Genomic DNA, 20,854 nt, shown 5'->3' on the forward strand with positions numbered 1-20,854 from the left:
GGGTGGCGCACTTCGTGATCATGGGCTGTGGACGCGTCGGGGCAACCCTGGCTCACACACTCGAGGACGCAGGCCATTCGGTGGCCATCATCGACCAGGACGACCGGGCCTTCCGCCGGCTCCGTTCCGGCTTCACCGGCCGCAAGGTCACCGGCGTGGGCTTCGACCGGGACACGCTGAAGCAGGCCGGAGTGGCCGAGGCGTACGCGTTCGCCGCTGTCTCCAGCGGTGACAACTCCAACATTCTGGCCACCCGCGTGGCACGCGAAACCTTCCACGTGCAGCACGTCGTTGCCAGGATCTACGATCCCGGCCGGGCCGAGATCTATCAGCGGCTGGGCATCCCCACCGTGGCCGCCGTGCGCTGGAGCGCAGACCAAGTCCTCCGCCGCATCCTTCCCGAGCAGCACCTGGCCGGCGATTTCCGGGAACCGTCGGGCCGGCTGGTTCTCGGCGAACTCGACATCAACCCCGCCTGGATCGGCCACTCCGTGTCCTCGATCGAGAAGGCCGCCGACGTGCGCGTCGCGTACCTGACCCGGTTCGGCGAAGGGATGCTTCCCACCGCCGCCACCTCGTACCAGGACGGCGACACCGTCCACGCCATGATGCGCCTGGACCGCAGCGCAGAAGTGGCCCACATTCTCGCCCAAGTACCCGCCAAGGAGTCCTAAGTGAAAGTCGTCATCGTCGGGGCCGGAAGCGTCGGCTCCTCGATAGCCCGCGAGCTGCTGGCCCATAAGCACGAGATCCTGCTCATCGATCTCAAGCCGGAGGTCATTGGCCGCAGCGGGCTGCGGGGGGCGCACTGGCTGGTTGGCGATGCCTGCGAACTGAGCACGCTGCAGGACGCAAAACTTGAAGACGCCGACGTCGTCGTCTCTGCCACGGGTGATGACAAAGTGAACCTCGTCGTTTCGCTCCTGGCCAAGACGGAATTCGGGGTCGGCCGCACGGTGGGCCGCGTGAACAACCCGAAGAATGACTGGATGTTCAATGATTCCTGGGGCGTGGACGTCGCCGTCAACACCCCGCAGCTCATGACGGCGCTCGTCGAGGAGGCCGTGGAAATCGGCGACCTCGTCCGGCTGCTCACACTGCAGACCGGCGTGTCATCCCTCGTGGAGTTCACGGTGCCGCACGACTCGCACGCCATCGGGCTCACCGTGGGAAGCATCGACTGGCCGGAGGACTCGACACTCGTGGCGATCCTCCGCGACCAGGCACCGATTACGCCCAGCCGGGACGATGTCATCGACGGCGGCGATGAGCTGTTCTTCGTCACCACGATTGCCGCCGAGGCGCAGCTGCGTGAGCTGCTGTCGCCTGGATCAAGTGAAGGCCAGGAGCCGGCCCCCGGACCGGAGGAAAGCCAGGCTCAGACCGAATCGTTAGAGGCCGACGGCTTCGAGGGCTGAGTCCCCGGCGGGGCTGCCGGCCGCGTGACCAGCCATGCCAGCCACACGCCCAGGATGTACAGTGGCGCGCTCATGATGAGCCGGGTGGTTGCCAGTGCTGCCAGCCCGTCAGGACCCATGAGGTACAGGGGCACCTGCACCACGAGGCGCAGGGCCAGCACCCCCACGATAATCCAGGTGCCCAACTGGTAGGCGCGTACCCTTGCCGGGTGCTGCCGCCAGTCCAGGCCTTCGTTGCGGATGAAGCCGAACAGCAGCCCGGCGACGGGCCACCGGACGGCGATGGAGATGACCATCGCCACGATATAGGCCGCGTTGGTCAGGAATCCGGGCAGATAGAAGTCCTCCGCCTTGCCGGTGGTGTTGGCGAGCCAGGCGGAAATGCCGACGCCGACCACTCCGGCCAGTGCCTGTGTCAAGGGGCGGCGCTGAATCAGGCGCACGACGGTAAACACCGCGGCAGCTGCCAGCGCCGCAATGAGCGACGTCGTCAGGTCGGCGGTGATGGTAAACGATATGAGGAAGACCAGACCGGGGAGGATGCTCTCCGCGATCCCCTGGTAGCCGCCGGCGCTCTTGAGGACGTCGATGCGGCCGTCATCCGTGCGGTGCAGCCCGGCTTTGGCGGCATAGCCCTCGGCCAGGCCCGCAAGCCCCGGCGCGTCCGGGGCCGGGGCGGGTTCGGACCTTTCCGCTCCCGGTTCGGGTTTTTCGGGCAATGTCATGGGTTCTCCTGGCGGGACAATATTTCGTAGCGGGGATTGAACATGGTCGGCAGGCCGTCGCGCACGGCCAGCATGCCGTCAAGCCGGACTTCGGTCCCGGGGTCGATGCCCGGTACGCGGCGGCGCCCCAGCCAGATGACCCGCAGCCGGCCGTGCTGTGCCGCCGGGGCCGGGGTTGCCCGTGCCGGGCGGTCGTGATCCACAACCGTGGCCGTGAATGCCGCCACCTGCGTGGCAGGCACGTACGTCACCGATTCGATGAAGCCATGGCACAGAACGCGTCCCCGTTCCGGCAGCCCGCTGATGGGTACCGACCCGTCCTGCGTGCGGCGGCCGGCATCAACCAATCTGGGTTATCTCCGGACCGCGCTCGGGCTGTTCGAATTCCGGAGCGGCCGGGGGCACCGGTCCTGGCACGTCCTTGGGCAGGCGCAGCTGCAGGAGATCCCTGGGCGGCATGGGGTTGTCGCCGCGGATGACCACGATCTTGCGGAAGAGCTCCTCGAGGCCGGCGGCGGCCTCCCGGTTCAGCGCCGCGTCGCCTCCAAACACGCCGCGGAGGAACCACCGTGGACCGTCGACGCCAATGAAGCGGGCTACCCGGTATCCCTGGCTGCCGTCGCTGGCGCTGGAGGGCAGCTTGGCCACGAGCTCGGTGCCGAACTCGCCCTGGATTTCTTCGACCTGGCCGCCCTGGCCGCCGACCGACTGCCCGATCTGTTCACGGATTTCGTCCCAAAGTCCCTCGGACCGCGGTGCAGCAAAAGCCTGGAGCTGCAGGCTGGACGCGTCCAGATCCATGGTGACCGCCACGACCCGTTGCGTTGCCTCCTCCACTTCCAGCCGAAGCTGAAGACCTTCGCGGGGGGCAATGAGCAGGGCGCCCAGGTCCACATAGCCGTCCCGGCTGCTGATTTCGGAGACATCAAAGGGGCCGGTGACGCTTCGGCCGGACACTGCAGTGGCGGCGCTGGCCGACTCGGCGGCGCTGTCCTCCCTGACTTCCTCCGGCTCTGAGGCCGCTTCCTTTTTGGCTTTCTTGCCCCGCCCAAAAACCATGGGTTGTCTCCTTCAGTTGTGATCTTGTCGCACCGGCCCGCGGGGCCGCATCCTGTCTGGCGCTGGCCGCCTTCGGCCGCCCCGGGAAGCCGGGTCGCGGAACCCAGGGTGTCGGAAACCTAGGGTCGCGGAACCGCGAAGCCGCCCGTCGAGCCGAAGCCTCCGGCGCCGCGGACGGAGTCACTCAGTTCCCCCACAGAGACAAACTGGGCATACTCCACGCGCTGGATGACCATCTGTGCAATTCTATCGCCGCGGCGGAGCTCAATCGCCTGCTCACGGTCCGTATTCAGCAGCGTCACGGCGATCTCGCCGCGGTAGCCCGCGTCAACAGTGCCGGGGGCGTTGACCACCGTGAGGCCGTGCTTGGTCGCGAGGCCGGACCTGGGGTGGATCAGTGCCACGAACCCGTCAGGAAGGGCGATGGAGACGCCGGTGGGCACGAGCCGCCGCTCGCCCGGTTCAAGGACCACGTCCTCACGGGCGCGCAGGTCGGCGCCGGCGTCGCCGGGGTGGGCATACGACGGCGCTTCCAGGCCGTCGTCGAGCATTTTAAGTTGAACCTGCACAGTTGGCGCTCCGTACTCTGCTGCGGGCAGCGCTTCCGCCGAAGCGGGCGTCGCAGCGTCGGGTGCCGCGTGCTGCAGCGTTGGCGTAATGGCTGTTTTTTCGTCAGTCACAGTTCCTCACTCTATCGTCCGCAGCTTCCCCGGACCTACTGGCCGCGATTCAGCGGTGAAGCCCGGAGAGGCCGGGATGAAAAGCCCCGGCAAAGATGGAAAGCTGGGAGCATGCCCGAATCAAGCGCCCCCATGCCTGCCCGCCACCAGCCTCCGCAGGATGACACCGTTGTTTTTGCCGAAAAGCTGTGGCCCGGTGTGTGGATCTGGCTAGTTGCCGCGGGACTGGCCGGCGCTGGCATCCTGGTCTTTGCACCCATCAGCACTGCGGCCGGCTTCACGGCCGCCGCCGTCCTCTTCGCCATCGAAGCGGTCTTGCTGATCCTGTCCACGCCGGCAATATCGGTCACGGGCCGGACTCTCCAGGTGGGCCGGGCCAGCATCGATCGTGGGCTCGTTGGCCACGTTGAGGCGTTCCGCGGCACGGAAGCCACCGCCGAGCGCGGCACCCGCCTCAACGGCATCGCCTACCTCTGCATCCGCGGTTGGATCGATCCCGTGGTCCGTATCGAGATCAACGACCCCTCGGATCCCACACCATATTGGTTGACGTCCACGCGCCGCCCGGAGGAGTTGGTGGCCGCGCTCACGGCGAGGAACGCCACGGGCCAGTCCTAGCCTTCGCAGTCCCGGCAGTAGAGGCGGCCGTCCTTTTCGCGGGCGATCTGGGAGCGGTGCCGGACCAGGAAGCATGAGGAACAGGTGAACTCGTCAGCCTGGGCAGGCATGACCCGGACCAGCAGTTCCTCGCCGGACAGGTCAGCACCGGGCAGCTCATACCCCTCAGCGAGATCGGCTTCGTCCTCTTCAACCACAGCCGTCGGTTTATCGGCACGGCGGGTCTTCAGCTCCTCAATCGAATCTTCGTTGAGGTCTTCTTCCGACTTCCTCGGTGCGTCATAGTCTGTCGCCATGGTCTGCTGCCCACCCTCCGTCGACTCGCTTGGATAAATCACCGTGCACAACGCTGAGCGCCGTCAGTTTGTGCCCGGTCCGGGGCCATTTTTCCCTATGCCGCAGGGAAAAGCCATAGCCCGGCACAGCGAGCTTCCGGCACCGGCCCCCGCCGGCGAGACGTCTCTCCGCACGGCCCGAAAGTCCCGGAATTTCGCGGCGCGCCCTTCGTCCTAACGGGAAAAGACAGGCTTGGGTGGCAGAGTTTCGATTGATAGTAATGCCAGGGTGGAGGATTGTATGCAGGATCTACGGCTTGTAGGCGTCCACGACGACGGGGAGCATCTCCTGTTGAGCGGCACCGGCGGCGAGATGTTCCAGCTGCCGATCAACGAAGCGTTACGGCTGGCGGCAAGCCGGCCTTCTGTGCGGAAACCGGCCGGGCCGGTTGCTGCACTGTCTCCGCGCGACATCCAGGCAAGGATCCGCAGCGGCGCGACGGCCGCAGAGGTCGCCGAAGCCTCCGGGCTGCCGCTGGAGAAAGTTGAACGCTACGAGGGTCCGGTCCTGGCCGAGCGCGAATACGTGGCACAGCAGGCCCGCAGGGTGGAGGTCGCGTCCCCTGCCCCCGGCCATGACATCTACCGGTCCGCTTTCGGCGACAACCCTGCCACGCTGGGCGATATGGTGGGCCACCGCCTGGCCGCCCACGGCATCGCATCCTCCACCCTTGAATGGGATTCCTGGCGGCGCCCGGATGGTACCTGGACGGTGGTGGCAAGGTTCGATACCCCGCCGGGCGGGCACGCCAGCATCGGTGAAGAGCCCCCTGCCATGTGGACGTTCAATCCGTCCCGCAAATCCTTGCAGAACGCCAACCGCTGGGCCCAGCAGCTCAGCGAGCTGGAGCCCCTGGACGGTCCGGTGCCCGCGCGCAGGCTTTCGGCCGTATCGGACCGGCCGTTCGATTTTGAAACCGACGCCGAGGCCACAGCCCGGAAGGGCGCCAACCAGCAGGGCGCCAACCAGCACGGCGCCGACCAGCAGAAGGACGCGGACGGCCTGCTCGACATGCTGCGTTCCCGCAGGGGTCAGCGGCTGGGCCTTGACGAGGACAGCGACGACGCCCTGGCGCTCCTGCTGACGCACGGGGTCCCGGCGGCGCACCCCCGGCCGGCGGAGATTTCCGCCGCTTCGGAGCGAAACTCGGGCGAACCGGGCGAACCAGCCGAACAAGGCGAACCGGACGAATCTGACGCGCCCGGCGAGGCGGAGGCACAGGAGCCCCCGGTGGCCGAGACAGTGCCAGGAACGCGCAGGCGCGACGGCCGGCCCTCCATGATGTCCCGCCTCAGCCTCGCGCCCCGGCATCCGGAGCCTGAAGACGATTCGCTTACACTCCACGACGGCGTCAGCACGGACACGCGGGAGATCACCATCGTCCCGTCCCCGCTGCGGCCAGTCGGCAGCGCGGGCCACGACACGCCGGCAGCCCCGGCAGTTCCGGCTGCCCCCAACAAACCGGCAGACCGGCCCGCACAGGGTTCCGACAGCCCTGCCGCCGGCAACCCAGGTCTGGACGAACTGCTCGGCCGGGGAACTCCACGCCGCAGGCTTGCCGGCAGGGCTGCGGACCAGGGAACAACCGACCGCCAGGAACCGGACCGTGACGAACCTGAGCGCCAGCCGTCGAGGCCCAAGCGGTCCAGCGTTCCGAGCTGGGACGAGATAGTCTTCGGCACCCGGGGCGACTAGAGCGCTGCTAGGCGTTCGCGGCGGTGCTCCCTGCACGGCCGCTGGCACCGCGCCACAGGCAGGCGTCCACTTCAAACGGAAGCAGCTGGTCCTGCAGGGCCATGAGGTTGGCGCCGTGGGCGGTTACCCGGCGCATGAAATGCCGCCGGCACAGCGTCTCATACCCGACCGCCGGTACGGCCGCGGACGCGTCGGCCGGAGTGCCGGCAGGCGCCCCGTCGGCGGCCATTTCGACGTCGCCCACCACCACCTGGGCGCCTTCCATGACCATCACGCCGTCCACTGTCCGGGCATTGTGGGTGGCGCGCCGGCCGCACCAGCAGAGTGCCTCCACCTGCAGTACCTGAACCCGGTCCGCGAGCTCAATCAGCCGCTGCGAACCGGGGAAAAGCCGGGTTCGGAAATCGGCAGTGATCCCAAACGCGAAGACGTCAACCTCGATCTCATCCACTATCCGCGCGAGTTGTTCCACCTGCTCGGGGGAATAGAACTGGGCTTCGTCGCAGATGAGGTAATCGACGCGGACGCCCCGCGTGCGGCGCAGCACCACTTCGTCCCAGAAATCCGTGGTGTCCACGACCTCCACGGCGTCCGTCTCAAGCCCGAGCCGGCTGGAGATGCGTGAGCCGCCAGCGCGGTCGTTGCAGCTGAAGCGGACACCGCCGCGCCCGCGGGCACGGTGGTTGTAATCCATCTGCAGCGCAAGCGTGGACTTTCCGCAGTCCATGGTGCCGGAGAAGAAGACGAGCTCAGCCACGTGCCCTCCGGGGGCCGGGGGCCTTGCCCGCGGCCTGGAAGCAGAGCAGCGGGACTTCCCGCTCCGCCTTGGTCAGGGAACCGTGCTGCCCCACCACCTCCATGGCGCTGGGACGCACACGGCGGGTGTCATAGAAGGCAAGTGCATCGCGGGCCGCGATCATGACGTCGCCGACACGCCGCTCGACGCCAGACCGGACCGGTCCGAAGAGGCCGGCCCCAATGGCCTCTTCCCGGGTAAAGGCCCAGATCCGCTCGCCGAACCGGCTCCGCCACGCGTCCAGGAGGCGCTGCCGGGCGGTCCCGGCGTCGCCATTGCCCGTGTCTTCCTCAAGGTAGAGGTGGAGCATGCGGGGTTCCCCCGCGGTGTGCCTGACGCCGGCCACCAGTGCTGGGTCGGCCGAGTAGTCGATGCGCTGGGACTCTGCCACGTCCAGCATGCCGTGATCTGCCGTGAGCAGCACCGTGGTTCCCGCGGGAAGGGTGGAGTCAAGACGCTTGACCGTTGCATCCAGTTCTTCGAGCTGGTGTTCCCACTCCGGCGACTGCGAACCGTGCCGGTGGCCGGCCTTGTCGAGATCGTTCACGTAGAAGTACATGAGGGACGCGTCGGAAGCGGCCATCGCCTCCGCGGCGGCCGCCGTCCGGGCATGCGACGTGATTCCGGAGACGAAGGTTCCGCCGCGCAGGGCGGCGCGGGTCATGGGCGAGTCGCCGAATTGGGGAAGGCTCACGGTGGTGACGTCGATGTGCTCCGCAGCCCGTTCCAGGATCGTGGGGAAAGGCTGCCAGGCCTGCGGATCCACGCCGGCATCCCAGTTACCCAGCATGTTGACCACTTTGTCCTGGGCGGGGTCAAGGACGTCATAGCCCACGAGCCCGTGCTGGCCGGGGGCCAGCCCCGTGCCAAGGCTCGCGAGGGAAGCGGCAGTCGTGGAGGGAAACGCGGAATCGAGCCACACCGGGACGTCGCCCTGGCCCCGCTGCATGACGCCGCGGAGGAACGGGGTGTGGGCAGACTTCTGCTTCAGCAGGCTGCGCCCGAGTCCGTCGGCAAGGACAACGCAAATCCGCCGGGCAGGCGGCAGCCCGAGCCGGTTCTCGAAGCCGTCAACGCCGATGCTTGCCGCAGCGCTGCCCAGCACTTCGGCCACGGACCGGCGCCCGTAGGCCGGTGCCGGAGGCAGCAGTGTTGTGGAAAGAGGTGCAGCGGAAAGCGTTGAGGGGGCGGGGGAAGGCAGGTCGTGTTCCGGCGCCATCTCAGCGCTGGTGTCCGCGGCTGAGACGGCTCGAGAACACACCCATCCGAGGGCGCGGCTGCGGCGCCCGGGCCCCGTGCGGGACGGGGGCAGACGAACCTGTGTTCACGGCACGCAGGGCGCGGGCAAAGAGCTTGGCGTCCTGGACCGCCTGCAGGCCATCAGCCTCGGCAGAGATGCGCAGCACGATGTCCTCCTGGGCGATGGTTCCGCTGTACCCGTGGTCGGCCTCGCACTGCGGGTCGCCGCAGCTGGCCGGGCCCATCTCGAGCCGTTGCCCGCCGGACCAGGCGATGGACAGGGTGACCTCGCGCACGGGGTCCGACGGCTTGTAGTTCTGCGGCTGGGAGTACATGTAGCTCAGCACCACGGAGCGGATCTGTGCCACGGGCACGGACTCGGTGGAAATCTGAGCCACGATCTGTTCGCCCGCATCGTCGAGCTGCTGGTCGTCCACGTGGGTGATCACGAGCATGTCGTCGGTCAGCACCAGCACCGTGATGTGCCGGCGGACTTCGGCCCGGTCAAAGTGTGTTTCGAGGTGAACCAGGTGGGCAAGGCAGTCCCGGCCATCGAGTGCGTCGTCCACGACGTCGGCCACGAGCCTGGGGTAGAAGGCTGCCTGCTGCAGAGCCCCGTCCAGGCTCTGGCCCTGGGCGGTGTGGTTGTGTGAGCTGTGGTGGATGGAAGCCTGGGGGCTGTGGTCCGGTGCTTGAGGCTTCGAGGTGGGAGGCTGGGAGCTCATTTCCCCATTTTCACAGATCGGCTTGGCACATGCTAACCAGCGCTCAGTTGCGCATGGCCCTGCGGGCACTGTCGGTGCGTTGGGCCGCGTTGCCGATCCGGACGTCCGCCGCGAGGATGAATACCCCCTGCGGGGTGGCCAGGACCGGGTTGAACTCCACCAGCGCAATTTCCGGATGGGTGTCCTTCAGCCGGCTCAGGCGCGCCGCCAGGTCTTCGAGCGCGGCAACGTCCACGGCGGGCAGCCCCTGGTAGCCGAACAGCTTGCGGGAGGCGCGGGGACTGCGGATGAAGTCCCGAAGATCCGCGGCGGACAGCGGCGGCACGCGGTGCGCCCAGTCGTCGAGCAGGTTTACGGCGTCGCCTGCCAGCCCGAACGAGACCACCGGCCCCAGCAACGGGTCCTCGATGGCGCGGAACGTGCAGGCCTGGCCCACCGGCGCCATCGCCTGCACCTCCAGCGACGACGAGCCGTAGGGCTCGAGCGCACGCCGCATTTGCAGGATGTTCAGCCGGAGGGACTCCGGATCCTGGATGTCCAGCCGCACGCCGCCAAGGTCGAGCCTGTGGCGGAGCGTGGGATCCGTAGTCTTGAGCGCCACGGGCCAACCCAGCCGATCGGCTGCTGCCACCGCTTCATCTGCTGTCACGAAACCCTCGGAGGGCAGCACCGTGATCCCGTAGTGCCCCAGCAGGCGGGCGGCGTCCGCCGGGTCCAGCTCCTTCAGCTGTTCGCCCCGGACGTCCTTGAGCAGCAGTTCAAGATCGGCATGCACGGCTTCGGCGTCGCAGCCCTGGGGGTCCGCGAAGAGTCCTTGGTCGCGGTGGGCCCACTCGGCGTAGCGCACCACCGCGGACAACGCGGCGACGGCGGCTCCCGGATTTGAGTAGCACGGGACGGGCGCGGCCGGGGCCTCATCCCCCACCATGCCCTCCACGTAGACGGACGGGTCCAGGATGCCGGTGAATGCCGCGACAACAGGTTTCCCGGCGCCTGCGGAGCAGCCGGCGAGCGCGCCCGCGATCTTCTCGACCGTCAGTCCCCTGGCCGGCAGGAAGGCCACCACCGCCGCGTGCACGTCGTCGCGGGCAAGGGTTTCGCGCAGCCGTCGCTCCAGTTCGGGCAGGGCGAGGGACATGCCGGCGTCGAGGTCCAGGTCAGCCACGAGCGCCTCCACGCCCAGGCCGTGCGCCGTTGCGCTGTCCGCCACGACCTTGCCCAGCGCCCCTGAATTGCTGAAAACTGCCACGCCGGCGCCCTTGGGCAACGGCTGGGCAGAGACAATCTGCGCGACGTCCATCAGCTGCTCGATGGTCTCCACCCGGATCACCCCGGCCTGGCGCATCATGGCGTCGAGGGCCCCGCCCGGGGCCTGGGTGGTGCGGACCGCATGCCCGGGCGGCAGCTGCAGGCCCATGGAGTTGGACTTCGCCACGATGACGGGCTTGGTGAGGGCCAGCCGGCGGGCGAGCCGGGAAAACTTGCGCGGGTTGCCGATCGACTCCAGGTAGAGACCCACGGCGGTGGTATCGGCGTCGTCCTCCCAGAACTGCATCATGTCGTTGCCGGAGACGTCCGCGCGGTTGCCGGCGGAGAGGAACGTGGAGATGCCGACGCGGCGGCGGCTTGACGCCGCGTACAGGGCCACACCGATCGCGGCGGACTGGCTGAAGAGCCCCAGTCCCCCGCGGCGGGCCAGGGTGGGCGCCATCGATGCGTTCAGCGACACGGCAGGATGGGTGTTCACCATGCCCAGCGATGCCGGTCCGATGACTCGCATGCCGTTGGCCCTGGCCTGCCGGACGAGTGCCTGCTGGCGCACGAGGCCGCGGTCGCCGTCTTCCGCGAACCCGGCCGACGCCACCAGGACTCCCTTGACCCCGGCCGCGGCGCACTCATCCACCACCATGGGGACTTCCTCATAGGGCACAGCCACGATGGCCAGCTGCACCGGGCCGGGCACCTCCGACAGCTTCCCGAAGGACAGCATCCCGGCCAGCTCCAGCGCTACCGGGTTGATGGCGTAGACGGGGCCGGTGAAGCCACCCTCGATGATGTGCTCGAGGAGCTGGTAGCCCACGGTGCCCCACTTGCGGCTCGCCCCGATCACCGCGACCGACGACGGCGCCAGCAGGTCCTGCACGCTCCTCGCCTCCGCGCGGTGTTCCCGGGACTCCATCACGGCGCGTGATTTGTCGGTGGGGTCGATGTTGAACTCCAGGCTGACCACGCCGTCGTCGAAATGCCGTTTAACGTCATAGCCGGCGTCCGAAAAGACCATCAGCATCTTCCGGTTCTCCGGGAGGACCTCGGCGCTGAACCGCCGGATGCCGTTTTCACGCGCAGCGGCGGCCAGATGTTCCAGCAGGATGGAGCCGATGCCGCGGCCCTGGTGCTTGTCGGCGATGTTGAAGGCCACCTCGGCTTCGGAGGGGTCCTCGAGCCGGTCATAACGGCCGATTCCGATGATTTCACCGCCAATGGTGATGACGAAGGCCACCCGGTCGCGGTAGTCCACCTCCGTGAACCGTTTGAGCTCCTTGCTCGACAGCCGTGCCTTGAACGCGAAGAACCGCATGTAGATTGAGTTCTGCGACTGTCCGGCATGGAAAGCCTGCACGGCGTCCGCATCTGAAGGATGAATGGGCCGCAGGTGTGCCGTTCCGCCGTCCCGCAGCACGACATCGGCTTCCCAATATTCCGGATATACGCCGTCCGCGGGCTGTTCCACCATAGGCTTAGCCTAGCTAAGTCTCCCGAAGTGCACCCCAAAAAGGATCCACCAGCCCCATGGCCCGCCGCCAAAGTTCCACCCCGTCCGCGGAAATCGTCCAGGACTACACCGAAAACATCGTCGACATAGACGTCACTTCCGAAATGGAAGGCTCCTTCCTGGAGTACGCCTATTCCGTCATCTATTCCCGGGCGCTTCCCGACGCCCGCGACGGCCTCAAGCCGGTGCAGCGGCGCATCCTGTACATGATGAGTGACATGGGCCTGCGCCCGGACCGCGGCCACGTCAAGAGCGCCCGCGTGGTGGGCGAGGTCATGGGCAAGCTGCACCCGCACGGCGACACCGCCATCTACGATGCGATGGTCCGCATGGCCCAGGACTTCTCGCTGCGGCTTCCGCTGATCGACGGCCACGGCAACTTCGGATCGCTCGACGACGGTCCGGCCGCGCCCCGCTACACGGAGGCCCGCCTCGCGGCGGCCGCGCTCACGATGACCGACCACCTCGACGAGGACGTGGTGGACTTCGTTCCGAACTACGACAACCAGCTCACCCAGCCGGATGTCCTGCCGGCGGCATTCCCCAACCTGCTGGTCAACGGCGCCACCGGCATTGCCGTGGGCATGGCCACCAACATGGCCCCGCACAACCTGGTGGAGGTGATCTCCGCGGCACGGCACCTCATCGCCAATCCGGATGCCACGCTCGAGGACATCATGCGGTTCGTGCCCGGTCCCGACCTTCCCACGGGCGGCCGGATCGTTGGCCTGGACGGCATCCGCGACGCCTACGCCGGCGGCCGGGGCTCCTTCAAAACCCGCGCCAAGGTGGAGGTGGAGCAGCTGTCCGCCCGCCGGACGGGCCTGGTGGTCACCGAACTGCCGTACATGGTGGGCCCGGAGAAGGTGATCGAGAAGATCAAGGACGCGGTCAACGGCAAGAAGCTGACCGGCATCAGCGACATTGTGGACCTCACCGACCGCAAGCACGGGCTGCGCCTGGTCATCGAGCTGAAAAACGGCTTCAACCCGAACGCCGTGCTTCAGCAGCTCTACCGCTACTCGCCGATGGAAGACTCCTTCGGCATCAACAACGTCACCCTCGTGGACGGGCAGCCGCAGACCCTGGGCCTGCTGCAGCTGCTCACCGTCTACGTTGACCACCGCCTCAACGTGGTGCGCCGCCGGACGGCGTTCCGGCTCGGCAAGAAGAAGGACCGCCTGCACCTGGTGGAGGGCCTCCTCATCGCCATCGTGGATATCGATGAGGTCATCCAGATCATCCGGTCCTCGGATGAGGCGTCGGCGGCCAGGGAACGGCTGATGTCCATCTACGACCTCTCCGAGATCCAGGCCAACTACATCCTGGAACTCCGCCTCCGCCAGCTAACCAAGTACTCCCGGATCGAACTCGAGAAGGAGCAGGACGAGCTCCGCCGGGAGATTGAGGAACTCGAAGCCATCCTCGGATCGGACCAGCTGCTGCGGGACCTGGTGTCCGGCGAGCTGGCCGAGATCGCAGAGAAATACGGCACACCCCGCCGCACCGTGCTCCTGGAATCCGAGGCGGTCTCCCCCACCGTCGCCGCGGCATCCGCCGGTGACCTGGGCAAGGCAGGCGTCAAGGGCAAAGCCGTGCCGCTCGCCCTGGAAATTGCCGACGACCCCTGCTGGGCCATTCTCACTGCGTCCGGCCAGATTGCCAGGACCTCCAACCAAGACAGCCTCGCGGAATCCGGGCCGCGTTCGAAGCACGACGTGTTCCGCTCCGTGGTCAAGACCTCCGCCCGGGGCGAGATAGCGGCCGTGACCTCACAGGGGCGCATGCTGCGCATCCAGGTGATGGACATGCCTGTCCTGCCGCCGATGTCCGGACTGCCCAACCTGGCCGGCGGCGTCCCGGCCAGGGACTTCATCACCCTGCTGAAGGGCGAGACGCTCGTGGCGTTCGCGCCGCTGGACGAAGTGCTTGCGATCGGCACCGCCCAGGGCGTCATCAAGCGGGTGCAGCCTGACTACCCGCTCAACCGGGAGGACTGGGAAGCCATCGCGCTCAAGGACAAGGACACGGTGGTGGGCGTGGCCCCCGCGGGCGACGACACCGACCTGGTGTTCCTGACGCGCCAGGCGCAGCTGCTGCGGTTCAGCGCTGGCAGCGTCCGTCCCCAGGGGCGCACCGCGGGCGGCATGGCGGGCATCAAGCTGGCGTCCGGCGACCAGGTGATCTTCTTCGGTGCCGTTGCCCCCGGCGACGACGCCGCCGTCGTCGTCACCATCTCCGGGACCGACGGCGCCCTGCCGGGCACCGCGCCGGGAGCCGCGAAGGTGACCGCGTTTTCCGAGTACCCGGCCAAGGGCCGGGCCACCGGCGGAGTCCGGGCGCACCGCTTCCTCAAGGGCGAAGACACCCTGCTGCAGGCCTGGGCGGGTCACGGCCCGGCGAAGGCGTCATCCCTGGCCGGCGTGGCGCGTTCCCTGCCCCAGGAGCACGGTCGCCGGGACGGCTCGGGCATCCCGCTGTCCCAGGCAGTGGAGGCCATCGGCCCCAGCATGACGTGGGCGGACGCGCAGACTCAGGAAGCCTAGACTACTGGCATGCCTATCATTCCGGATGAAAAAGACTGGACCTGGGTCCTTTCCCGCCCGTGCGGCGAATGCGGTTTCGAGGCGTCGACGGTCACGCCGTCCACCGTGCCCGGCAGCGTGGAGAGCATGCTTCCGCGCTGGCGCGCCGTGCTCCGCCGCCCGGACGCCGCCGAGCGCCCCGATGACAGCACCTGGTCGCCGCTGGAATATGCCTGCCACGTGCGGGACGTCTTCAGCCTCTTCGACCGGCGGCTGAACCTGATGCTCACCGATGACCACGCGAAGTTCGAGAACTGGGACCAGGACCGGACGGCCGTGGAGAACGACTACGCGGGCTCAGACCCCGCCGTGGTCAGCGCCGAACTGACGGCCGAGGGCCAACAGGTGGCAGCATCCTTCGCCCGGGTCAAGGAATCCCAGTGGGGCAGGACCGGGCTCCGCAGCAACGGTTCGGAATTCACGGTGCTGACCCTCGCACAGTATTTCCTGCACGACGTGGCCCACCACCTTGCCGACGTGGACGGATAGCTCTGCCGCTCTGGCAGGCTAGCCCAGCGACTTGTCCCAGGCCAGGCTCTGGTTGACGGGTTTGTAGCCCATCTTGAGGTACAGCGCCAGCGCGCCCGTGGGATTTTCGGAGTCGACGTCCAGCGATGCGACATCGAATCCTTCCGCAGCGAAGCGCCGCATGGCGTCGGCGAGCAGGGCACTGGCGATGCCGCGGCCGCGGAACTCCCGCCGCACGCCCAGCAGGTCGGTGTAGCCTTCGCTGAATCCCCGCGTGACCGCGCTTTCGGCGTCGTGGGCGGCCAACTGGTAGCCCGCCACCGTGCCGGTGCCGCGCTCGAGGACAACCGCGCTGAGGTCGGGCCGCGCCAGGGGATCGTTCACGATGAATCCCCACGATTCCTCGTCCTTGGGTTCACTGCCCCAGTGGTCCCGGAACGCCTCGTTGTGTGCCTGCCGTACGGCCTCGCTGAGTTCAGGTCCCATGGTCACCAGCTCAAGTCCCGGGTCCAGCATCACATCCGGCAACGGCGCCGCCAGCGGCCGGTGCATCTCGTTGAAATACCGCACCACCTCGTAGCCGTGCCTGGCGAAGAGTGCCGCCTGGTGCTGGTGCTGCTGCTCGTGGTGGATCCGCAGCCGTGGGCTGGCAGCGTGCTGCGTTCCTTCACCGCCAGCTCCGGCATCCTCCGCGAAACGCTGTCTGGTCCGCGCCTCCAGCCACTCCAGCAGGGCGGAGCCGACGCCGCGGCGCTGCCACTGCGGGTCGACGCAGCCAAAGCCGTACGCCTTCTCGCTGTCCCTGTTCTTCGTGATTCGCGCGTACGCCCGGGCGACGCCGTCCGGGTCGAATCCCAGCACGGTGTTGCGCTCCGGCGGATTCTTCCGGGACTCCATGATCTGTTCCAGCTCCGGCTGGTGTTCAAACCACACGGGCTTCTCGACGGCCGCGGTCCGGGCGATGAGGGCCGCCCACGCCTGGACATCCCCGCTCCCGGCGCTCTTCCAGCGGAGCAGGGGAAAGTCAACGGTGCAGCCGCCGGCAACCTCGGATCGCGTCATGGGAACAGGCTAACCGGAGGTCAGCGACGGCGCCATCTCGTCCGCTGCCGGCGATTCACCGCTCTGCCGGAGGGCCAGCAGGGCGTCCAGCGGGCTGATGTCCGCGGGGTTGTGGGTCACCAGCACCACCGTGCGGGAACGGAGCCCGGCGCGGAGGTCCGCCATCAGCTCGCGGCCGGATTCGGCGTCGAGGTGGGCGGTGGGCTCATCCAGCAGGATCACCTCGGCCCGGGTCATGAGGGTGCGTGCCACGGCGAGCCGCTGCCTTTCGCCGCCGCTGAGGAATGCGCCGCCGGGCCCAATCCGGGTGTCCAGTCCGTCATCAAGCCGCTCCAGCAGGGGCGCCAGGCCCACTGCGGTGAGCGCCTGCTGCATCTCCTGTTCGGCGTCTCCTTCCCCCGGGATCTCCCGTTCCGGGCGGCCCAGCATCAGGTTGCCCCTGATCGTGGAGTCGAAGAGATGGGCTTCCTGGGGACACCACGCCGCGGCGCCGGTCACCGCCATGCGCCCTTCACGGGCCGGCAGGAAACCCAGCATGACAGCGAGCAGCGTGGACTTGCCGGCGCCCGAGGGCCCGGTGACCGCCAGCCAGCGGCCCGGTTCCGCCACTGCGGACAGGCCACTGAAAACAGGGGTGCCGCCGGGCCAGGCGGCCGCGAGCCCTCTCAGCTCGACACCCGGACGTCCCTCCTCCCGCGGGTCCAGCCTGGACAAAACACCAGAAGGCGCTGCCGTGTCCACTGCACCCAGGACCCCGGACTCGCCGATGCGGCGGAGCACGGAGCGCAGAGCCGGGTACTGGCGGACCGCCGTCGTCATGGCCGCGAAGGGCTCAACAAGAGCCAGCTGCATCAGGACGACGACAGCGGCCGTCGGAGCCGCGACGGCACCTGCCAGTACTTGCGGCGCGGCAAGCGCGGCGCACGCCAGCGCACCGGCGCCGCAGGCGGCGACGGTGATCGCCTGGCCAAGCCCCTCTGCCCAGGCTGAGCGCTGGGAGGACCGCGTCGCTGCGCGGTCGTCTGCGCGGATACGGTCCAGGACGGGCGCCGCCACGCCGTTGGCGTGCAGTTCCACCCGTGCATCGAGGGCAGCCGCGATGCGGCGCAGGACCCCGGACCTCAGGGACTGCTCTGTGCCGGCCGACATCCGGTCGGCGAACAGCGCGATGGCGGGCGCCACGGCCAGGCTGACGGCAGCGGCAGCAACGACGGCCGGCAGGGCCGCCGGCACCAGCCAGGCCGAGGTTCCGGTGGCGGCTGTGGCCACTGCCACGGCCGTCACCGGTGGCAGGACCACCCTCGGCAGCAGGTCCCGGACGGTGTCGACGTCGTCGATCACGACGCCCAGCACGTTCCCGCCCTGAAGCAGCCGCCGGAGGGACAGGGCCCGCTGGCTCAGCGACGCCCACAGCCGCCCGCGCAGCAGAGTCAGCGATGCAAAGACCGCGTCGTGAAGCACGAGCCGCTCGCAGTAGCGCAGGACGGCCCGGCCGATGCCGAAGAACCGCACCCCCACGATGGCCGTGAGCAGGTACAGGATGGGCGGCTGTTCGCTGGCCCTCAGGATGAGCCAGCCGGAGAGCCCGGACAGTGCGACCGCAAAGAGCGACGCAAGGGTCCCCACGACGCCTGCGCCCGCAAACCTGCCGCGCACCGGCGCGAGCAGCCTCCCCAGCAGCCCGGTCGCCGGCGCCGTGTCGGCCGGCGGTTCCTGCGCTGTCCCGCCGGACTGTGCCGTCCCGCTGGGCCCGGCGCCCGCTGCCGCACTAGTTGGCTGCGCGGCGCGGTCGGCAGGGATTGCACGATCGTCCGGGCCGGCGGAGACGGCAGGACCGGTGGCTGCGGCCGCGGAGGAATACCCGGCCGCAGCCACCGGAACGACGTGGTCTGCAAGTTCCCGGGTTTGCCGGTCGTGGGCCACGAGAATTACCGTCGCCCGGCCGCGGAGGTCCCGGATGGCGGCGTGGACGATGTCGGCGGAGGCCCGGTCCAGGTGCGCGGTGGGTTCGTCCAGCAGCAGCACGGTGGCTCCCGCGGCGATGCGGGCAAGTCCCCGGGCAAGGGCGATGCGGCGCAGCTCCCCGGGACTCAGTTCGGCCGGGTGCTTCCCTGCCAGGTGGGCCGCGCCGGCCGCTGCCAGGCACTCCTGGACACCGAGGTGGTCCCGGTCCTGGGGTGCGCCGGCGGCCAGATAAAGCAGGATTTCCTCGCGGACGGTGTCCGCCACCATCACGGGGTGCTGGGGCACCCAGGCCACCCCGGCCGGGGCGAAGCCGCCGAGCGTTCCGGCCACGGCGGTGCCTCCCCCGGAACCGATGGTCCCGGCGAGGACACCCAGTACTGTGCTCTTGCCGGCCCCGCTTGGCCCGTCCAGGGCAGTGATCCGCCCGGCCGGCGCGGTGAAGCTGAGGGGTCCGACGGCGGCTCCCTGCCTTCCCGCGTAGCTGACGGTGAGCCCGCGGACGGTCAGGTCGTGGACAGAAGTAACGGGCGCAGGCTGGGGATCAAGGCGCCGCTGCTCCGGCGAGTCCAGCACCGCCGTCGTCTCCGCGAGCGCTGCCCGGCCGTCGTCGCTGGCGTGGTGCGCCGTTCCCAGTTCCCGGAGCGGAAGGTAGCAGTCCGGCGCCAGGATCAGGGCGAGGAGACCGGCCTCCAGCGCCATGTCGCCGTGCACCAGCCGCACGCCGATGAAGACTGCCACCACGGCCACCGAAATGGTGGCTATCAGCTCCAGTGCCAAGGCCGAGAGGAATGCGGTCCGGAGGGTCCCCATGGTCCTGGACCGGTACTCTTCGGAAATATCCTCCAGCGCCCGGCGCTGGGCGGCGGCCCGGCCCAGCCCGACCAGTACCGGAAGTCCTTTGGCAAGTTCCAGCATGTGCCCTGACAGCCGGGCCAGGGCCGCCTGCGCGTCCTGTACCTTGTCTTCCGTGTAGCGGCCGATCAGCACCATGAACAGCGGCACGAGCGGCACCGTCAGCGCAATGACCACGGCGCTGACCCAGTCGGCAAACAGGATCCGGGCGCCCAGCAGCAGCGGAATGGCGGCGCAGTTCACCAACGCGGGAAGGAACTGCGTGTAGTAGCTGTCCAGGGCGTCGAGGCCTCGTGTGGCAAGCACGGCGAGGCCGCCGTCGGCAGGGCCCGCAGACCGGACGCCGTTGCGCAGCGCATGTTCCAGGAGCTGCGAGCGCAGCTCCTCCTTGACGCCCAGGGCCGCCCGGCGGGAGGCGGTGCCCTGCGCCCAGACGGTGGCTGAGCGCAGGACCACACCGGCCATTCCCCAGACCAGCTGGTCGGCCCACGCAGGGTCCCGCACCATGAGGCCGGCGAGGACCGACGCGAGGGCCTGGCCCATGAGCACCAGCGCGAGTGCCTTGAGCGCGGCGAGCACGCCGAGGCCGTAAAGTGCGGCGCGCGTTGACGGGCCTGCGGGGAACTGCGGCTTCACGGGACCTCAGTCGTTCCGGGTGAGCGCCTTGGCGGCGATCGCGGGGAGGAAGCTGTGGGCCTCCGGGATGTGGGCTGCGCTGACACGGCGGCGGAAGACCCAGTAGGTCCAGGCCTGGTAGGCAATGACCAGCGGCAGTCCGACGCAGGCGACGATGCTCATCAGCCCGAGCGTGTAGTCGGAGGACGACGCGTTGGCGACGGTGAGGTTGAACGCGGGATCGATCGTGGAGGGAAGCACCACCGGGAACACGGCGCCGAAGATCGAAGCGGCCCCGCCCAGCAGGAACACCCCGGTGGCCAGGAAGGCACGGCCTTCACTGCCCTTCCGGGCCAGGAACCAGGCGGCGACGGCGGCCAGGACGGCGAGCACGAGGGCGGCCAGCGTCCACGGCTCCCCGCTGAGGAGCTGGACGCTGATGGCCCAGCCGGCCATGGGGAGCAGCAGGACGGGAAGCAGCCGCACGAACCAGCGCCGGGCGCGGTGCCGGACCTCGCCGTCGGTCTTCAGGGCGAGGAACGCCAGGGCATGCAGCAGGGCGAACCCTGCCACGGCAAAGCCGCCGAGCAGCGCGTAGCCGCTGAACCAGGAGAAGGGGCCTCCATCGCGGTCGCCGTTGGCATCCAGCGGAAGGCCGGTGGTGCTGAGGGCCAGGGTGGCGCCAACACCGAAGGCAGCCACGAAAGAGCCGACGGCGATGGCCCAGTCCCAGGTGTTCCGCCACTGCTCGGTGTCCACCTTGCCCCGGTATTCGAAGGCGACGGCCCGGAAGATCAGTGCCACGAGAACCAGGAGGAGCGGCAGGTACAGGGCCGAGAAGAGGGACGCATACCAGAGGGGAAAGGCGGCGAAGGTGGCGCCGGCGGCCGTCAGCAGCCAGACCTCGTTCCCGTCCCAGACCGGCCCGATGGTGTTCAGCAGCACGCGGCGTTCAGTGTTGTCGCGCGCAAAGAGCTTCATCAGCATGCCGACTCCGAGGTCGAAGCCTTCAAGGAAGAGATAACCCGTCCAAAGAACGGCGATGGCGATGAACCAGACGGTGGGCAACAGTTCCATGTTCCGTATCCTCAGGTCTTAGTAGGCGAAGGCCAGGACGTCGTCGGCTGTTCCGGCTTTGCCGGGCCCGCCCGGTCCGGGGGTGGCGTCCTCGTTCTCGTCGACGGGCGCGCTCGCCAGTTCCGGCATGGCGGACACCACGCCGCCCCGGACGTACTTGACGAGG

At 68.6% G+C, this 20,854-nt stretch carries 18 protein-coding genes; 6 read left to right on the forward strand and 12 right to left on the reverse strand.

The window, feature by feature from the left end:
• Positions 1–2: 2 nt before the first annotated feature.
• Positions 3–674 (forward strand): potassium channel family protein, encoded by a 672-nt coding sequence (locus AC3A3W_RS02355; RefSeq protein ID WP_487440285.1) that lies wholly within the window; start codon positions 3–5, stop codon positions 672–674.
• A complete protein-coding gene (locus AC3A3W_RS02360) occupies positions 675–1,418 on the forward strand; it encodes a potassium channel family protein (protein WP_487440286.1) in 744 nt (247 codons plus the stop codon).
• Here the strand turns inward: AC3A3W_RS02360 and AC3A3W_RS02365 are convergent.
• From AC3A3W_RS02365 to dut, 4 genes are all read right to left on the reverse strand, one after another.
• The gene (locus AC3A3W_RS02365) at positions 1,379–2,143 is read right to left on the reverse strand and encodes a DUF3159 domain-containing protein (RefSeq protein ID WP_487440287.1); all 765 of its coding nucleotides are present in this window, start codon (positions 2,141–2,143) and stop codon (positions 1,379–1,381) included. The two genes, AC3A3W_RS02360 and AC3A3W_RS02365, sit on opposite strands and share 40 nt — an antisense overlap.
• Positions 2,140–2,490 carry a single stranded DNA-binding domain-containing protein gene (locus tag AC3A3W_RS02370; protein WP_487440288.1) on the reverse strand — a complete coding sequence of 117 codons (351 nt, stop codon included), beginning with the start codon at positions 2,488–2,490 and terminating at the stop codon, positions 2,140–2,142. Before AC3A3W_RS02370 ends, AC3A3W_RS02365 begins: the two co-directional genes overlap by 4 nt.
• Positions 2,483–3,202, reverse strand: a complete 720-nt coding sequence (locus AC3A3W_RS02375) for a DUF3710 domain-containing protein (protein ID WP_487440289.1) — start codon at positions 3,200–3,202, stop codon at positions 2,483–2,485. Before AC3A3W_RS02375 ends, AC3A3W_RS02370 begins: the two co-directional genes overlap by 8 nt.
• 119 nt (positions 3,203–3,321) lie before the next feature.
• Positions 3,322–3,849, reverse strand: coding sequence for a dUTP diphosphatase (gene dut, locus AC3A3W_RS02380; protein WP_487440301.1), 528 nt, complete (start codon positions 3,847–3,849; stop codon positions 3,322–3,324).
• Between the two features lie 144 nt (positions 3,850–3,993).
• Here dut and AC3A3W_RS02385 point away from each other — a divergent pair, with 144 nt between their 5' ends.
• On the forward strand, positions 3,994–4,500 hold the full coding sequence (locus AC3A3W_RS02385; protein WP_487440290.1) for a DUF3093 domain-containing protein: 507 nt from the start codon (positions 3,994–3,996) through the stop codon (positions 4,498–4,500).
• Here AC3A3W_RS02385 and AC3A3W_RS02390 read toward each other — a convergent pair.
• Positions 4,497–4,796 carry a DUF4193 domain-containing protein gene (locus AC3A3W_RS02390; protein ID WP_205653185.1) on the reverse strand — a complete coding sequence of 100 codons (300 nt, stop codon included), beginning with the start codon at positions 4,794–4,796 and terminating at the stop codon, positions 4,497–4,499. The two genes, AC3A3W_RS02385 and AC3A3W_RS02390, sit on opposite strands and share 4 nt — an antisense overlap.
• Positions 4,797–5,076: 280 nt before the next feature.
• Here AC3A3W_RS02390 and sepH point away from each other — a divergent pair, with 280 nt between their 5' ends.
• The gene (sepH, locus tag AC3A3W_RS02395; RefSeq protein ID WP_487440291.1) at positions 5,077–6,531 is read left to right on the forward strand and encodes a septation protein SepH; all 1,455 of its coding nucleotides are present in this window, start codon (positions 5,077–5,079) and stop codon (positions 6,529–6,531) included.
• Between the two features lie 7 nt (positions 6,532–6,538).
• On the opposite strand, the gene AC3A3W_RS02400 is transcribed toward sepH, so the two are convergent.
• The 4 genes from AC3A3W_RS02400 to AC3A3W_RS02415 are packed head-to-tail and all read right to left on the reverse strand — an operon-like array spanning position 6,539 to position 12,025.
• Positions 6,539–7,288, reverse strand: coding sequence for a thymidine kinase (locus AC3A3W_RS02400; RefSeq protein WP_487440292.1), 750 nt, complete (start codon positions 7,286–7,288; stop codon positions 6,539–6,541).
• The gene (locus tag AC3A3W_RS02405) at positions 7,281–8,546 is read right to left on the reverse strand and encodes an alkaline phosphatase family protein (protein WP_487440293.1); all 1,266 of its coding nucleotides are present in this window, start codon (positions 8,544–8,546) and stop codon (positions 7,281–7,283) included. Before AC3A3W_RS02405 ends, AC3A3W_RS02400 begins: the two co-directional genes overlap by 8 nt.
• Position 8,547: 1 nt before the next feature.
• Entirely contained in the window at positions 8,548–9,291 is a 744-nt protein-coding gene (locus AC3A3W_RS02410) for a DUF5998 family protein (protein WP_487440294.1), read from the reverse strand.
• A gap of 43 nt (positions 9,292–9,334) precedes the next feature.
• Entirely contained in the window at positions 9,335–12,025 is a 2,691-nt protein-coding gene (locus AC3A3W_RS02415; RefSeq protein WP_487440295.1) for a bifunctional acetate--CoA ligase family protein/GNAT family N-acetyltransferase, read from the reverse strand.
• Positions 12,026–12,081: 56 nt separating this feature from the next.
• Here AC3A3W_RS02415 and AC3A3W_RS02420 point away from each other — a divergent pair, with 56 nt between their 5' ends.
• Positions 12,082–14,610 carry a DNA gyrase/topoisomerase IV subunit A gene (locus tag AC3A3W_RS02420; RefSeq protein WP_487440296.1) on the forward strand — a complete coding sequence of 843 codons (2,529 nt, stop codon included), beginning with the start codon at positions 12,082–12,084 and terminating at the stop codon, positions 14,608–14,610.
• Between the two features lie 9 nt (positions 14,611–14,619).
• Entirely contained in the window at positions 14,620–15,138 is a 519-nt protein-coding gene (locus tag AC3A3W_RS02425; RefSeq protein WP_487440297.1) for a DinB family protein, read from the forward strand.
• 18 nt (positions 15,139–15,156) lie between these two features.
• Here AC3A3W_RS02425 and AC3A3W_RS02430 read toward each other — a convergent pair whose 3' ends face one another.
• The 3 genes from AC3A3W_RS02430 to cydB are packed head-to-tail and all read right to left on the reverse strand — an operon-like array spanning position 15,157 to position 20,688.
• A complete protein-coding gene (locus AC3A3W_RS02430; RefSeq protein WP_487440298.1) occupies positions 15,157–16,179 on the reverse strand; it encodes a GNAT family N-acetyltransferase in 1,023 nt (340 codons plus the stop codon).
• A 9-nt stretch (positions 16,180–16,188) separates the two neighbouring features.
• Complete coding sequence (gene cydD / locus AC3A3W_RS02435) at positions 16,189–19,632, reverse strand: thiol reductant ABC exporter subunit CydD (RefSeq protein ID WP_487440299.1); 3,444 nt, start codon at positions 19,630–19,632, stop codon at positions 16,189–16,191.
• 6 nt (positions 19,633–19,638) lie between these two features.
• Positions 19,639–20,688 (reverse strand): cytochrome d ubiquinol oxidase subunit II, encoded by a 1,050-nt coding sequence (gene cydB / locus AC3A3W_RS02440; RefSeq protein ID WP_487440300.1) that lies wholly within the window; start codon positions 20,686–20,688, stop codon positions 19,639–19,641.
• Between the last annotated feature and the right edge of the window lie 166 nt (positions 20,689–20,854).

The organism is Arthrobacter sp. Soil_N43 (assembly GCF_057655195.1).

Excerpts from the sequence above, each read along its gene's own strand:
- AC3A3W_RS02365 (WP_487440287.1), bottom strand. The coding sequence starts at position 2,143 with ATGACATTGCCCGAAAAACCCGAACCGGGAGCGGAAAGGTCCGAACCC.
- AC3A3W_RS02375 (WP_487440289.1), bottom strand. The coding sequence starts at position 3,202 with ATGGTTTTTGGGCGGGGCAAGAAAGCCAAAAAGGAAGCGGCCTCAGAG.
- AC3A3W_RS02385 (WP_487440290.1), top strand. The coding sequence starts at position 3,994 with ATGCCCGAATCAAGCGCCCCCATGCCTGCCCGCCACCAGCCTCCGCAG.
- AC3A3W_RS02390 (WP_205653185.1), bottom strand. The coding sequence starts at position 4,796 with ATGGCGACAGACTATGACGCACCGAGGAAGTCGGAAGAAGACCTCAAC.
- sepH (WP_487440291.1), top strand. The coding sequence starts at position 5,077 with ATGCAGGATCTACGGCTTGTAGGCGTCCACGACGACGGGGAGCATCTC.
- AC3A3W_RS02405 (WP_487440293.1), bottom strand. The coding sequence starts at position 8,546 with ATGGCGCCGGAACACGACCTGCCTTCCCCCGCCCCCTCAACGCTTTCC.
- AC3A3W_RS02410 (WP_487440294.1), bottom strand. The coding sequence starts at position 9,291 with ATGAGCTCCCAGCCTCCCACCTCGAAGCCTCAAGCACCGGACCACAGC.
- AC3A3W_RS02415 (WP_487440295.1), bottom strand. The coding sequence starts at position 12,025 with ATGGTGGAACAGCCCGCGGACGGCGTATATCCGGAATATTGGGAAGCC.
- AC3A3W_RS02420 (WP_487440296.1), top strand. The coding sequence starts at position 12,082 with ATGGCCCGCCGCCAAAGTTCCACCCCGTCCGCGGAAATCGTCCAGGAC.
- AC3A3W_RS02425 (WP_487440297.1), top strand. The coding sequence starts at position 14,620 with ATGCCTATCATTCCGGATGAAAAAGACTGGACCTGGGTCCTTTCCCGC.
- AC3A3W_RS02430 (WP_487440298.1), bottom strand. The coding sequence starts at position 16,179 with ATGACGCGATCCGAGGTTGCCGGCGGCTGCACCGTTGACTTTCCCCTG.
- cydB (WP_487440300.1), bottom strand. The coding sequence starts at position 20,688 with ATGGAACTGTTGCCCACCGTCTGGTTCATCGCCATCGCCGTTCTTTGG.